The sequence below is a fragment of the Streptomyces sp. NPDC054956 genome (assembly GCF_053609185.1).
In genome coordinates, this window is sequence record NZ_JBSGXB010000192.1 from 1 (window position 1) to 14,645 (window position 14,645).

The 14,645-nt window shown below is 72.6% G+C and carries 10 protein-coding genes; 3 read left to right on the top strand and 7 right to left on the bottom strand.

Annotated elements, in window-relative coordinates; all coding sequences use genetic code 11:
* Positions 1-114: 114 nt before the first annotated feature.
* The 4 genes from ACWGDE_RS25740 to nsdA all read right to left on the bottom strand — a co-directional run bounded on the left by ACWGDE_RS25740 (position 115) and on the right by nsdA (position 6,088).
* Positions 115-2,541 carry a [protein-PII] uridylyltransferase gene (locus ACWGDE_RS25740; protein WP_453391396.1) on the bottom strand — a complete coding sequence of 809 codons (2,427 nt, stop codon included), beginning with the start codon at positions 2,539-2,541 and terminating at the stop codon, positions 115-117.
* A gap of 17 nt (positions 2,542-2,558) precedes the next feature.
* Entirely contained in the window at positions 2,559-2,897 is a 339-nt protein-coding gene (locus ACWGDE_RS25745; protein ID WP_214947857.1) for a P-II family nitrogen regulator, read from the bottom strand.
* Positions 2,894-4,240, bottom strand: a complete 1,347-nt coding sequence (locus tag ACWGDE_RS25750; protein WP_453391397.1) for an ammonium transporter — start codon at positions 4,238-4,240, stop codon at positions 2,894-2,896. The genes ACWGDE_RS25745 and ACWGDE_RS25750 overlap by 4 nt, the downstream gene beginning before the upstream one ends.
* Before the next feature lie 321 nt (positions 4,241-4,561).
* Positions 4,562-6,088, bottom strand: a complete 1,527-nt coding sequence (gene nsdA / locus ACWGDE_RS25755) for a transcriptional repressor NsdA (RefSeq protein WP_453391398.1) — start codon at positions 6,086-6,088, stop codon at positions 4,562-4,564.
* A gap of 424 nt (positions 6,089-6,512) precedes the next feature.
* On the opposite strand from nsdA, the gene ACWGDE_RS25760 reads away from it, so the two are divergent.
* Positions 6,513-7,184: a bifunctional DNA primase/polymerase gene (locus tag ACWGDE_RS25760; RefSeq protein WP_453391399.1), complete on the top strand. Its 672-nt coding sequence runs from the start codon at positions 6,513-6,515 to the stop codon at positions 7,182-7,184.
* 94 nt (positions 7,185-7,278) lie between these two features.
* Here ACWGDE_RS25760 and ftsY read toward each other — a convergent pair whose 3' ends face one another.
* On the bottom strand, positions 7,279-8,496 hold the full coding sequence (ftsY, locus tag ACWGDE_RS25765; RefSeq protein ID WP_453391400.1) for a signal recognition particle-docking protein FtsY: 1,218 nt from the start codon (positions 8,494-8,496) through the stop codon (positions 7,279-7,281).
* A gap of 147 nt (positions 8,497-8,643) precedes the next feature.
* Between ftsY and ACWGDE_RS25770 the strand changes: the two genes are divergently transcribed.
* Together ACWGDE_RS25770 and ACWGDE_RS25775 are read left to right on the top strand one after the other, a co-directional pair.
* Positions 8,644-10,092, top strand: a complete 1,449-nt coding sequence (locus tag ACWGDE_RS25770; protein ID WP_453391401.1) for a cytosine permease — start codon at positions 8,644-8,646, stop codon at positions 10,090-10,092.
* A gap of 63 nt (positions 10,093-10,155) precedes the next feature.
* A complete protein-coding gene (locus ACWGDE_RS25775; RefSeq protein ID WP_453391402.1) occupies positions 10,156-11,142 on the top strand; it encodes an LLM class flavin-dependent oxidoreductase in 987 nt (328 codons plus the stop codon).
* A gap of 16 nt (positions 11,143-11,158) precedes the next feature.
* Here the strand turns inward: ACWGDE_RS25775 and ACWGDE_RS25780 are convergent, their stop codons facing one another.
* A complete protein-coding gene (locus tag ACWGDE_RS25780) occupies positions 11,159-12,595 on the bottom strand; it encodes a sugar porter family MFS transporter (RefSeq protein ID WP_453391403.1) in 1,437 nt (478 codons plus the stop codon).
* A 116-nt stretch (positions 12,596-12,711) separates the two neighbouring features.
* On the bottom strand, positions 12,712-14,645 hold a 1,934-nt coding region (locus tag ACWGDE_RS25785; RefSeq protein WP_453391404.1), incomplete at its 5' end, for an AAA family ATPase.

Sequence of the window (14,645 nt, forward strand, 5' to 3'; positions counted from 1 at the left end):
GGGGGGCGTCCCCCCCCCGCCGGGGCGGGGGGGGGGGGGGGGGGGGGGGCGCCCCCCCCCCGCGTTCGGGGGCGGGGGGGGGGGGGGGCAAGCCCCCGCGCAGCGGCCGGCCCGCTACGTCAGGGCCGCCTGGACCGCGTCGGCCAGGGCGGCCGCCGCCGGGGCCGCGAGGGGTTTGCCGTCGGCGTCGACCACGTACACCGTGTCCACCGCGTTGGCCCCCAGCGTGGAGACGTGCGCGCTGCGGACCCGGACCCCGGAGGACTCCAGCGCGCGCCCGATCCGGTGCAGCAGCCCGACGGCGTCCGGCGCGCGCACCTCCAGGACCGTGGCCAGGGAGGAGACCTCCGGGACCACCGCGACCCGGGGCGGCGGCGGGACCACCCCGCGCCGCCGCGGGTACGCAGCCTCGCGGTCCGCCAGCTTCGCCGGGACGTCGAGCGAGCCGTCCAGGGCCCGCACCAGGTCCGTGCGCAGCCGGGCCGCCTGGGGCAGGGCCCCGTACTCGGCGGCCACCCGCCAGCGCAGCACCAGTACCTCGCCCAGCCGGTCCGGGAGCTCCAGCGAGCGCAGCTCCGCAGCCCGCACCGTGAGGCGGTGCAGCGCCAGTACGCCGGCCACCGCGGGCAGCACCCCCGGCTGGTCGGGGACGGCCACCACCAGCTCCACCCCGACCGCGTCCTCCTCCTGGCGGGCGTGCAGGGCCAGCACCGGCTCCCGGGTGCGCAGCGCCTCCACCGCGAGGCGCTCCTGTTCCGTGGTCGGGATCTCCAGCTCCGTGACCGCCGGCGGCGCCCCGCGCAGCACGGCGGCGACCCGCGCGACCAGGTCCGCGACGAGGGAGCCGCGCCACGCGCTCCACGCGGCCGGGCCGGTGGCCAGCGCGTCGGCCTCCGTCAGCGCGTGCAGTATCTCCAGCGTGCCCGCCGAGCCGACGGCCTCGGCGACCGATTTCACCGTCGCCGGATCGTCCAGGTCCCTGCGGGTCGCGGTGTCGATCAGCAGCAGGTGGTGGCGTACGAGCACGCCCAGTACGGCGACGTCCTCCGGATCGAAGCCCACCCGCAGCGCCACGTCGCGCGCGATCGTCTCGCCGGCCACCGAGTGGTCGCCGGGCCAGCCCTTGCCGATGTCGTGCAGCAGCGCGGCCATGAGCAGGAGGTCGGGACGGCTCACCCGGCGGGTCAGCTCCGAGGCGCGCACGGCCGTCTCGATCAGGTGCCGGTCCACGGTCCAGGTATGCACGGGGTTGCGCTGCGGGCGGCAGCGCACCCGCTCCCAGTCGGGCAGCAGCTTGGTGATGATCCCCTCGGCCTCCAGCGCCTCCCAGACGGCCACGGTCGGCTCCCCCGCGCCCAGCAGGGTCAGCAGTTGCTCCCGGGCCTCGGCCGGCCACGGCACGGGCAGCGGCCTGGCCTGCGCCGCGAGCCTGCGTACGGCGTGCAGCGAGACGGGCAGGCCCGCCTGCGCGGCCGCCGCGCCGAACCGCAGCGGCAGCACCGGATCGCGGTCCGGGCGGGCCGCCAGGGCGAGCACGGCCTCTCCGTCGGACTCCACGACCCCCTCGGCGAGCGGTGCCCGCTCGGTGACGGCGCCGCGGGTGCCCAGCAGGCCGCGCAGCCGCGGTCGCGCGGCGCGGGCCCGCAGGACGCGCCCGACCTCGCGCCAGGTGACGTCACCGGCGTACGAGACCACGCGCGCGGCCTCGTACACCTCCCTGAGCAGGGCGTCGGCGTCGAGCAGCCCGAGCTGCGCGGCGACCGGGGTCTGCTCCTGGAGGGAGAGCCGCTCGGTGGCGCGGCCGGTCACCAGGTGCAGGGCGTCGCGGGCGTCGAGCAGCCGGCGCCGGGCTTCGGCGAGGCCCTCGCGCGGGGCGTCGGCCAGCCAGGACGCGGCGACGGCCCGCAGGGCGGTGACGTCGCGCAGGCCCCCGCGTGCCTCCTTGAGGTCGGGTTCGAGGAGGAAGCGGAGTTCCCCGGCGCGCTCCGCCCGTTCGAGGCACAGGGAGTGCAGCGCCGGGAGCCGCTTGGCGGCTTGGTTGCGCCAGTCGGCCAGCACGGAGGTGCGCAGCCCGGCGAGGAGTCCGACGTCGCCCGCGACGGGCCGGGAGTCCAGCAGTCCGAGGTGCACCTTGAGGTCCTCGGTGGCGGCCTTGCGGGCTTCGCCGGGGGTGCGGACCGAGTGGTCGAGGGCGAGGCCCAGGTCCCAGACGGGGTACCAGAGCCGGTCGGCCAGGGCCGCCAGCGCGCGCGGTTCGGCCTTGCCGTCGTGGAGCAGGACCAGGTCGAGGTCGCTGCGCGGGGAGAGTTCGGCGCGGCCGTAGCCGCCGACGGCGACGAGGGCGGCGCCCCGCACGCCCGTCTCCCGTACGGCCGTGGCGAACAGCGCCTTCAGCCAGTCGTCGGTCAGGGCGGCCAGGGCCGAACGCCGGGAAGGCCCGGACCGCGACTCCTCCTGGAGGAGTCGCAGCCGGGCCGCGGCGTAGCCGCTGGGTCCCGAGCCGGCCGTGTCGCCGTCCGTGGTCTCTTCGACGCTCGTCACCCAGTAGCTCCGATCACCTAGAGCGCGTCAGCGCCGCGCTCGCCGGTGCGGACCCGGATGACCGAGTCCACGGGGATGCTCCACACCTTGCCGTCACCGATCTTGCCGGTCTGGGCGGCGTCCACGACGATCCGCATCACGTCCTCGGCGTCGCCGTCCTCGACGAGCACCTCGATGCGGATCTTCGGTACGAGGTCCACGGTGTACTCGGCGCCGCGGTAGACCTCGGTGTGTCCGCGCTGGCGGCCGTAGCCGCTGGCCTCGGAGACCGTGAGTCCCTGGACTCCGTAGCGGTGCAGGGCTTCCTTGATCTCGTCCAGCCGGTGGGGCTTGACGATCGCGGTGATGAGCTTCATGCGTCAACCTTCTTGCTCGCGGCGGCAACGGGGGCGGGTACGGCGGTGCTCCGGGAGGAGGAGCCGCCGCCGGCTCCGCTGAAGTCGTAGGCGGTCTCGGCGTGTTCGACCTGGTCGATGCCGGAGACCTCGTCGTCCTCGGTGACCCGCATCCCGATCGTCTTGTCGAGGAGGAAGGCGAGTACCGCGGACGCCACGAGAGAGTAGGCGAGGACGGAGAAGACTCCCACGGCCTGCTTGCCGAGCTGCTCCAGGCCGCCGCCGTAGAAGAGGCCGGCCGCGTCGGACTGGACCCCGCCGGTGGCGAAGAGGCCGACGAGCAGGGAGCCGATGACACCGCCGACGAGGTGGACGCCGACCACGTCGAGGGAGTCGTCGTAGCCGAACTTGTACTTCAGGCCGACGGCCATGGCGCACACGACACCGGCGATGGCGCCGATGGCGATCGCGCCGAGCGGGGAGCAGGAGCCGCCGGAGGGGGTGATGGCGACGAGGCCCGCGACCGCGCCGGAGGCGGCGCCGAGGGTGGTGAAGGAGCCGTGGCGCAGCTTCTCGTAGCCGAGCCAGGCGAGCATGGCGGCGGCGGTGGCGACCTGGGTGTTGACGAACATGACCGCGCCGACGCCGTCGTCGTTGCCGAGCCAGGATCCGGCGTTGAAGCCGAACCAGCCGAACCACAGGAGGCCGGCGCCGAGCATCACGAGCGGGAGGCTGTGCGGGCGCATCGGGTCCTTCTTGAAGCCGACGCGCTTGCCGATGACCAGGATCACGCCGAGGGCAGCGGCACCGGCGTTGATGTGGACGGCGGTACCGCCGGCGAAGTCGATGACGCCGAGCTCGAAGAGCCAGCCGCCCGCGCCCCACACCCAGTGGGCGACGGGGAAGTAGACGATGGTGACCCAGAGGGTGATGAACAGGGCCCACGCGCTGAACTTCACGCGGTCGGCCAGCGCACCGCTTATCAGGGCGGGGGTGATGATCGCGAACATCAGCTGGAAGACGGCGAAGACGTAGACGGGGATGGTGTAGCCGTCCCACAGCTCGGTGATCCCGATGCCGCTGAGGCCCACGTAGTCGGAGGTCCAGCCGATGACCGAGCCGGTGTCGGCGCCGAAGGCGAGGCTGAACCCGAAGAGGACCCAGAGGATCGTGACGATCCCGAGGCTGATGAAGCTCATCATCAGCATGTTGAGGCTGCTCTTGACGCGGACCATGCCTCCGTAGAAGAAGGCGAGTCCCGGGGTCATCAGCATGACCAGGGCGGAGCAGATGAGCATGAACCCGGTGTTCGCGGCAGAGAGCGTCGGGGCGTCTGCCGCGAGGGTCGTGATGGCTGATGCCATCGGCGTCTCCTCGTCGTCGGTACGTTCGCGTGCGGGCGATCGTGAAAACCTGAGCGGCGCTGGTTTTTCAATCAGGCCTGAGGGGCCGGCCCGGGGGCTGGCCGGTTAATGGCCCTGAGATTCGCGCAGGCCGGTTTCCGGCGGCGCCGCTGGGTGTTTCGCGTCGATGACGAAGAGGTCGTACGTGTTACGCGTCCATGAACGGATCATGCGTACAGCCGGCCGCGGCGGTGACCCGGGGAGACCTGGCTGGGGGAGCCTGATCGGGCTTCACGGGGTGACTGCCGCGGCCGGGGCCTTGGGGGGCGGCCCTGAGGGCCGTCAGACGGCCTCCGCGGCTTCGGGGAGCCGGGAGGCGAGGTGGTCGGTCAGGCGCACCACGTCGGCCACGTCGCCGTACTCACGGGCGGCGGTGTCGACGGTTTTGCGCAGCCTGGTGTTGACCCTTTCGGACCGCACCTTTCCCGCCACGTCCAGGGCGCGGCCGACGAGGACGGTGGCCTGCTCGGGCTCGCGCTGGAGCAGGTGCACGGTGGCCATGCCGATGAGGTTGAGGGCGTAGGAGCGCTGGTGCTCCTCGTCCTTCTCGAACAGCTCGACGGCGCGTGCCATGACCGGTTCGGCGAGGGAGGCGTACATGGGGCTGCGGCCGGCCACGTAGGCCAGGTCGCGGTACGAGTGGGAGTTCTCGCCGTTGAGCTCGGCCTCGGAGAAGAAGCGGATCCAGTCGGGTTCGGGCTCGCCGCCGAAGCCGACGTCGGAGAAGGTGTCCTCGGCCATCCGGACGGCCCGCTTGCAGCGGCTGGGCTGGCCCATGTTCGCGTAGGCGCGGGCCTCCATCGCATACAGCATGGCCTGCGTGCGGGGCCCCGCGCAGTCGCGGCTGCCGTACTGGGCGAGGTGGATGAGCTCCAGGGCGTCCTCGGGGCGGCCCAGGTGGATCATCTGGCGGCTCATGCTGGAGAGGATGTACGAGCCGAGCGGCTTGTCGCCGCCCTCCTTGGCGGCGTGCAGCGCGAGGACGAAGTACTTCTGCGCGGTGGGGTGCAGGCCGATGTCGTAGCTCATCCAGCCGGCGAGTTCGGCGAGTTCGGCGGCGACCTTGAAGAGCCGTTTCATGACCGGGGCCGGGTGGTTCTCCTGGAGCAGGTCGGTGACCTCGTGGAGCTGGCCGACGACGGCCTTGCGGCGCAGTCCGCCGCCGCACTGGGCGTCCCACTGGCGGAACATCACGGTGGTGGCTTCGAGGAGGTCGACCTCGGGCTCGGAGAGCCTGGGCGGCCGGTGTCCGCCGAGGGCGCCCGTCGGCCCCGCCTCGCGCGGGCCCGGGTCGGCGGCCGGGACCGGGACGAGCCAGCGCTGCATGGGCTCGATGAGGGCGGGGCCGGCGGACAGGGCGAGCGAGGTCCCGAGGAAGCCGCGGCGGGCCAGCATCAGGTCGCTGCGGGAGAACTCGCCGAGCAGCTCGACGGTCTGCGGGCCGGCCCAGGGCAGGTCGACACCGGAGACGGAGGGGGTCTGGTGGGCGGTGCGCAGGCCGAGGTGCTCGATGGCGACGACGGATCCGAAGCGTTCGGAGAACAGCTCGGAGAGGATGCGCGGGACGGGCTCGCGGGGTTGTTCGCCGTCGAGCCAGCGGCGGACCCGGGAGGTGTCCGTGCTGATGTGGTGGGCGCCCATCTGGCGGGCCCGGCGGTTGACCTGGCGGGCGAGCTCGCCCTTGGACCAGCCGCTGCGCACGAACCACGAGGTCAGCTGCTCGTTGCGGGCGGTGGCCCCCTGCTCCGGCATCTCTGCGCAGGACGCGTCGGATTCCGCGCTCGTTCCGCTTGCGCCGTTGCCGCTCACTGGAACGCCCCCATCCCTCAGCATCTTCGACACGAAACCGCGTCGGAGGCCGGTACGGTACGGGCCTTCACAGGTCCTCCACACCATGCCTCCGGCATACCCGCGGACGAGTCTGCCTTCGCTCTTCGTGCACCGAAAGTAATCCTACGATCACCCCTTCGGCGAGGTCGATCCCGGAAACGCCACCATTCGCCACCCCTTCGAATGAACTCGCCACCCGCCAGGCGCGATTCACTTGACAGGAAGGCGAAACCGATCGGTTGGACAGAGGTGCGCTCGGGGCGCGCGCGGCGAGGAGTGCGCCGGGCGCCCGACGGGCGGACCGGGGCGGACCACGGCCGCCCGGGCACGGCGCCCGGCCGGCATCCGGTTCCGCCGACGTCGTAACCACCGGCACGTCCGACCCGTTGGAGGGGGCATGGGCATGGGCTTCACGATCGGCGGCAGCCGCGGCACCAAGGAGTTCCGTTCCGGCGCTCGGCGCCGCGGCCGGACGTCGGAGTGCACGGCGGTGGCGGAGTACACCGGACTGTGGGGCTGGGACGTGGTCCCCGGCGCCCGCGCCGCGGCACCCGCCCGCGACTGCTCCTGCGGTCATACGAATTGTGGCGCGCCGGGGGCGCACCCGCTGGCCCTCGCGCCGACGGTGCCGGCCGGAGCCACCCTCGACGAGGTCACCGAGACCTGGAGCGGTTACCCGGGGGCGGCGGTACTGCTCCCCGTCGGCCGCTCCTTCGACGTCATCGAGGTGGCCGAGGAGGCCGGGCGTCGGGCGCTGGTCCGCCTGGAGCGGATGGGCCTGCCGCTGGGCCCGGTCACCGCGACCCCGGACGGCCGGGCCCAGTTCTTCGTGGCCCCGGGCGCCGCCGACGGGATGCCCCAGCTGCTGTACCGGATGGGCTGGGACGACGCCGGGCTGGATCTGCTGGCGCTGGGCAAGGGCTCGTACGTCACCGCTCCCCCGTCGGACTTCGCGGGACGGGGCCCGGTGAGCTGGCTGCGCACGCCGTCGCTGGACTCGGCCGGGGATCCGCCCCAGGCCCGGCTCCTGCTCGGCACCCTCGCCTATCTGTGCCACCGGCTGGGCCGGTCCTAGCTCCGGACACGGCAGCGCCCCCGGGTCCGATGGACCACGGGGGCACTGGGCGGCGTAAAGCCGTTCGGAGGCTCTCGGCGCTCGCGGGTTTCGCTCAGTCGCCGATCAGGGCGTCGACGAAGGCCTCCGGCTCGAAGGGGGCCAGGTCGTCCGCGCCCTCTCCGAGGCCGACGAGCTTGACCGGGACGCCGAGCTCGCGCTGGACGGCGATGACGATGCCGCCCTTGGCGGTGCCGTCGAGCTTGGTCAGGACGATGCCGGTGATGTCCACGACCTCCGCGAAGACGCGGGCCTGGGTCAGGCCGTTCTGCCCGGTGGTGGCGTCCAGGACCAGCAGGACCTCGTCGAGCGGGCCGTGCTTCTCCACGACGCGCTTGACCTTGCCGAGCTCGTCCATCAGGCCGGTCTTGGTGTGCAGACGGCCGGCGGTGTCGATGAGCACCACGTCGGCGCCCTCGGCGATGCCCTCCTTGACCGCGTCGTAGGCGATCGAGGCCGGGTCGCCGCCCTCGGGGCCGCGCACGGTGCGCGCGCCGACCCGGTCGCCCCAGGTCTGGAGCTGGTCGGCGGCGGCGGCGCGGAAGGTGTCGGCCGCGCCGAGCACGACGCTGCGGCCGTCGGCGACGAGCACGCGGGCGAGCTTGCCGGTGGTCGTGGTCTTGCCGGTACCGTTCACGCCGACGACCATCACGACGGCGGGGGTGTCCACGCCGCTCTCGGTCTTCACGGCGCGGTCGAAGTCGGTGCCGAGGAGGGCGACGAGCTCCTCCTTGAGCAGGGCGCGCAGGTCGGCGGGGGTGCGGGTGCCGAGCACCTTGACCCGCTCGCGGAGCCGGTCCACCAGCTCCTGGGTCGGCGCGACGCCGACGTCGGCGATGAGGAGGGTCTCCTCGATCTCCTCCCAGGTGTCCTCGTCGAGGTGCTCGCGGGAGAGCAGCGTGAGCAGCCCCTTGCCGAGCGAGTTCTGCGACCGGGCGAGGCGGGCGCGCAGCCGGACCAGGCGGCCGGCGGTGGGCTCGGGCACCTCGATCTCGGGCTCGGCCGGCGCCTCGGGCGCGACCTCGACCGCGGCCTCGGCGACGGGAGCCCCGGCCTCCGGGAGGGCGACCTCCTCGATCGTGCGGCGCGGCTCTTCCGCCGTCGGTGCGGCGTCCTCCCCCACCTGCGGTTCGGCGGGCGGGGCAGTGATGGTCGGCGTGCTCGGCGGCGCCGGGGGCAGCTGCTTCTTCTTGCGGCTGCTGACCACGAGCCCGCTGATGGCGCCGACCGCGACCAGGGCGATGACTACGGCAAGGATGAGGATGTCTGTCATAACCCACCCAGTATCGGCCACGCGCACCCGGAGCCGTGGACCTTGGACGTTCACACCAGGACGTAAGCCTCTGTTTGTGCTTTTTGCGGCAAATCTACGATGATGAGCAACTCCCCTCCGCCCCGCCTCCCCCCACGGAGTACACGTATGTCTGCCGAGACCGCCGTCGAGTCACGCGGCCTGGAGCCCGTACCGGACGCCGAGCGCCGCGGCCGGGTCCGCGAGCTCGTCCCGACCTGGGTCGCGGCCAACATCAGCGTGCTGCTGCTGACCATGGGCGCCGGTCTGGTCATCTTCAACAAGCTGAACATCTGGCAGGTGCTCGTCGTCGCGATCGCGGCGCCCGTGGTCTCGTACGGGATCGTCGGGCTCATATCCATCGCGGGCAAGCGCGGCGGGGCCCCCGGCATGGCGCTCTCCCGGGCCGTCTTCGGCCAGCGCGGCAACCTCTTCCCCGGGGCCCTGATCTGGGTCGCGCGCTGGGGCTGGGAGACCATCAACGCGGTCAGCGGCGCCTACGCCGTCCTGACCGTCCTCGACCTGGTCTTCGGCGTGAAGAAGAACACCGCCCTGATCGTCGTCACGCTCCTCTTCTTCGTCGGCTGCACCTTCCTGGTCTCCGGGCTCGGCATCAACGCGCTGCGCGTCTGCTCCAAGTGGTCCACGTACCTCTTCGGCGCGTTCAGCGTGCTCGTGCTGGGGTACCTGATCGCCGAGACCGACTGGTCGGCCGTCTTCTCCAAGCCCGCCGGCTCCACCGCGATGATGGTCGCGGGCATCGGCACCATCGCGGCCGGCGGCATCAGCTGGGTCCCCTCCGGCCCCGACTTCACCCGCTACCTGCCGCGCACCGCCTCCGCCAAGGGCATGGTCGGCGCGACCATCGGCGGCGCGGCCGTCGTCGTGATCCCGATGGTGCTGATGGGCGCGGTGATGGCGGTCGCCACCCCCGACCTCGCCACCGCGCAGGACCCGGTGTCCTTCATCGGCGAGCTGCTGCCGACCTGGATCGCGGTCCCGTACCTGCTGATCGCACTCGTCGGCATGCTGCTCATCAACTCGATGTCCATGTACTCGGCCGGCTTCACCGCTCAGACCCTCGGCATCAAGGTCCCGCGCGCGGCGGCGGTCAGCGTCAACGCCGTCATCAGCCTGGCCTTCGGCTTCCTGCTGATGGTGGTCGCGACCAGCTTCTTCGGCTCGTTCATCTCCTTCCTGACACTGCTGGCCGTGGCCTTCTCCGCATGGATCGGCGTCTTCGGCGTGGACATGCTGCGCCGGCCGTCCTACGACGGCGCCGCGCTCCTGGACACCACGCGGACCAGCGCCTACTGGTACCGGGGCGGCTTCGCCTGGCAGGCGATGACCGCCTGGGGCCTGGCCCTGGTGGTGGGCCTGCTGTTCACGAAGGTCGACTGGTTCAGCGGCCCGCTGGCCACCACGTGGATCGGCGAGAACGGCCTGGGCTGGGCGGCGGGCATCGTCACCTCGGCGGCGCTGTACGCGGTGCTGCCCCGCACCCCGGCCGCATCCCCCGCTCCGGCGGACGCGGCTCCGGCGCAGGACCCGGTCCCCGCCGGAGCCCTGTCCAACTGACGCCACGTCAGCTAACGTCCCCCTTCGCCCGCCCACCCACATCCGGCGAAGGGGGACTTCTCCATGCCCATCACCGTGGCCCGGTTCAACCTGATCGACCCGAACGGCACCCCGGAAACCCTCTCCGCCCGGTACAAGGCCGCGCTGGAGATGGCGAAGTACGCGGACGACCGCGGCATCGACACCATCCAGACGGAGGAGCACCACGGCACCGAGAACAACTGGCTGCCCTCCCCCTTCGCCTTCGCGGGCGCGGTCTTCGGCGCCACCCGCCGGATCGCCGTCACCGTCTCGGCGATCATCGGCCCGCTGTACGACCCACTGAAGGTCGCCGAGGACATCGCCGTACTGGACCTGCTCAGCGGCGGCCGCCTCGTCACGGTGGCCGGCATCGGCTACCGGCCCGAGGAGTACGAGCAGCACGGCGTGGAGTGGGGCCGGCGCGGCAAGCTCCAGGACGAGCTCCTGGAGACCCTGCTGAAGGCGTGGACCGGCGAGCCGTTCGAGTTCCGGGGCCGGACCGTACGGGTCACCCCGCGGCCGTTCACCCAGCCGCACCCGCTGCTCCTGGTCGGCGGCAGTTCCGAGGCGGCGGCCCGCCGCGCGGCCCGGCTGGGGCTGCCGTTCTTCCCCAGCGCGCACCTGCCCGAGCTGGAGGCGTACTACAACGCCAAGCTCGCGGAGTACGGCACCGAGGGCTTCTGCATGATGCCGGCGGCCGAGACCCCGCTGCTGCACATCGCCGAGGACCCGGACCGGGCCTGGGCCGAGTACGGCGAGCGCTTCCTCCACGAGGCCGGGATGTACGCGTCCTGGCAGTCCAAGGACATCCGCAGCGCCGTACGGTCGGGCGCGCACACGGTGGAGGAGCTCCGGGCGGAGGGGGTCTACCGCATCCTGACCCCCGACGAGGCGGTCGCGTACGCCCGCGGCGCCGGCGAGGCGGGGAACCTGGTGCTGCACCCGCTCTGCGGCGGGATGCCCGTCGACGAGGGCTGGCGGAGCCTGCAGCTGCTGTGCGAGCAGGTACTGCCCCGGCTCAAGGGCTGAGGCTGCGAGCGGCGGGTCAGCCCATCTCCTCCAACGCCTTGCCCTTGGTCTCCGGCACCCACTTGAGGATGAAGGGGATCGAGAGCAGGGCGAAGAAGGTGTAGATCATGTACGCGCCGGACAGGTTCCAGTCCGACAGCGTCGGGAACGACACCGTGATGACCCAGTTGGCGATCCACTGGGCCGCGGCCGCCACGCCGAGGGCGGCGGCGCGGATGCGGCCGGGGAACATCTCCCCGAGCAGCACCCAGACCACCACGCCCCAGGACAGCGCGAAGAAGAGGACGAAGCAGTTGGCCGCGACCAGGGCCACGATGCCCTGCGCGTGCGGCAGCGCGATGTCGTCCCCGGAGCCGGACTTGGCCGAGAAGGCCCAGGCGGCCAGGCCCAGCGAGATCGCCATGCCGGCGGAGCCGATCAGCGCGAGCGGCTTGCGGCCGATGCGGTCCACGAAGATCATCGCGATCACCGTGCCGATGATGTTCACGACCGAGGTCTCGAAGGAGTACAGGAACGAGGCGCTCGGGTCGATGCCGACCGACTGCCACAGCGAGGAGCTGTAGTAGAAGATCACGTTGATGCCGACGAGCTGCTGGAAGACCGACAGGCCGATGCCGATCCACACGATCGGCAGGAAGCCGGCCCTCCCGCCCAGCAGGTCCTTGAAGGTGGACTTGTGCTCGGAGCGCATGGCGTGCTCGATGTCCGCGACCCGCGCGTCGAGGTCGACGTGCGTGCCCTCGACCTCGGCGAGGACCTTCCGGGCCTCCGCGTCGCGTCCTACGGAGATCAGGAAGCGCGGGGACTCCGGGATGACGAAGGACATCAGCCCGTAGAGCACGGCCGGGACGACCATGACGCCGAGCATCCACTGCCAGGCCTCCAGGCCGCCGATCTTTCCGCGCTGCTCGCCGCCCGCGAGGTTGAGGATCCCCCAGTTGACGAGCTGGGAGACGGCGATGCCGATGACGATCGCCGCCTGCTGGAAGGAGGCCAGCCGGCCCCGGTACGCCGGCGGGGACACCTCGGCGATGTAGGCCGGGCCGATGACGGAGGCCATGCCGATGCCGAAGCCGCCGATGACCCGCCACAGGGCCAGGTCCCAGAGGGCGAAGGGCAGGGAGGAGCCGATGGCGCTCGCGGTGAAGAGGAGGGCGGCGATCTGCATGCAGCGGATGCGGCCGATCCGGTCGGCGATGCGGCCGGCGGTGGCGGCGCCGAAGGCGCAGCCGATCAGCGCGGCGGCGATCACCTGGGCGAGGGTGCCGGCCCCGACGTCGAAGCGGTCCCTGATCGCTACGACGGCGCCGTTGATGACGGAGCTGTCGTAGCCGAAGAGGAACCCGCCCATGGCGGCGGCCGCGGTGATGAAGATGACGTGCCCGAGGTGGTCGGGCTGGGACGCGGGGCCGCCGCCTGACGCCGAGGCCCGCGCTGTGCTGCTGCTGGTCAAGGTCTGCTCCTGCGTGCCCGGCTGCTGTCGGTGACCCCTCCAGTGGCGCACAGGTCAAGATCGGGCACCACTCGGAGACCGGCGGCGGGGCCGAACGGGTGAGGGGCCGGAGCGGGTCAGCGCAGCCGCTGGCTGATGACCTTCGAGACGCCGTCGCCCTGCATCGAGACCCCGTAGAGCGCGTCGGCGACCTCCATCGTCCGCTTCTGGTGGGTGATCACGATCAGCTGCGAGCTCTCCTGGAGCTCCTCCATGATCCGGATCAGCCGCTGCAGGTTGGTGTCGTCGAGCGCGGCCTCCACCTCGTCCATCACGTAGAACGGGCTGGGCCTGGCCTTGAAGATGGAGACCAGCAGCGCCACGGCGGTCAGCGAGCGCTCGCCGCCCGAGAGCAGCGACAGCCGCTTGACCTTCTTGCCCGGCGGGCGGGCCTCCACGTCGACGCCCGTCGTCAGCATGTTGTCGGGATCGGTGAGGATCAGCCGGCCCTCGCCGCCCGGGAACAGCCTGGAGAACACCCCCTCGAACTGCCGGGCCGTGTCCCGGTAGGCCTCCGTGAAGACCTGCTCGACCCGCGCGTCGACCTCCTTCACGACCTGGAGGAGATCGGCACGGGTCTTGCGCAGGTCCTCGAGCTGTTCACTGAGGAACTTGTGCCGCTCCTCCAGCGCCGCGAACTCCTCCAGCGCCAGCGGGTTGACCTTGCCGAGCTGCTGGTAGGCGCGTTCGGCGGCCTTCAGCCGCTTCTCCTGCGCGGCCCGTACGAAGGGTCCCGGCGCGGCTTGCGCGTCCGGTTCCTCCCCGTCCGCGGACGGGCTCGGCGGTACCGGCTGGTCGGGCCCGTACTCGGCGACGAGTCCCGCCGCCGCGATCCCGAACTCCTCCAGCGCGCGGCTCTCCACCTGCTCGATCCGCATGCGCTTCTCGGCACCGAGCACCTCGCCGCGGTGCACGGAGTCCGTGAGCTTGTCGAGCTCGCCCTTGAGGTCGCGGCCCCTGGTCCGGGCCTCGCCGAGTTCGCGCTCGCGCAGGCCCTTCGCGTACTCGGCGGCCGTGCGCTCCTCGGCCGCGCGGGTCAGCGACACCTCGATGTGCGCGAGCAGCTGCCGGGCCCCGTCGGCGACGGCTCCCGCCACCTCGGCCTCGTGGCGCAGCCGGGCCCGGCGGCGCTCGGCCCGGGCGCGGGCCTCCCGCTCGGCGCGGGCACCACGATCGAGGGAATCGGCCCGTCCAGCAAGGCCCTTGACCCGCTCCTCGTGGGTCCTGAGCTGGAGCCGGGCCTCCATCTCGGTCTGCCTCGCGTTCGCCCCGTCGGCCGCGAGCCGGTCCCTGCGGGAGGTGTCCGGCTCCTCCTCGACCGGCATCTCCTCGGCGACGGCGAGCCGTTCCGCGCACTCCTCCACATCGGCCAGCGCCTGCTCCAGCGCGTCCTGGGCCTTGGCCGCGGCCGCGGCGGCACGCTCGGCCTCGCCCAGCGCCCCCTTCGCCTGCCCGGCGAGCCGCCCGAGCTGCTGCGCGACTCCGGCCCGCGCCTGTTCGGCGGCCCTGCGCAGCTCCCCGAGCTCCTCGACACGTGCACCGGCCTCGGCCCGGCGCGTGTCGGCGGCCTCCTTCTCGTCAGCCAGCTCCAGGCACTGCCCGTCCAGCCGGGCCAGCTCCGCGGCGGCCTCGTCCACGGCCGCCTGCACCTCGATCAGGCTGGGCACCCCGGCGGACCCCCCGTGCGCGAGGTGCGCCCCGAGCACGTCCCCGTCGGCGGTCACCGCCACGAGACCGGGCCGCGCGGCCACCAAGGCCTCGGCCTCGTCGAGCCCACCGACCACGGCAAAGTCCCGCAACACCCAACCCACGGCCCGCACGACTTCGGCATCCCCCTGCACGAGCTCCGTCGCGGGCACGTACACGGGAGCCCCCGCCTCCGGAGCCACCGAAGGCAAATCCAGCCCCACGAGCGTGTGGGGCTCGGGCAGATCCAGCCCCGCCGGCGCTTGACGCGCGGGCAGATCCAGCCCCGCCGGCGTTTGAGGCGCGGGGTCCGGGGCGGAGCCCC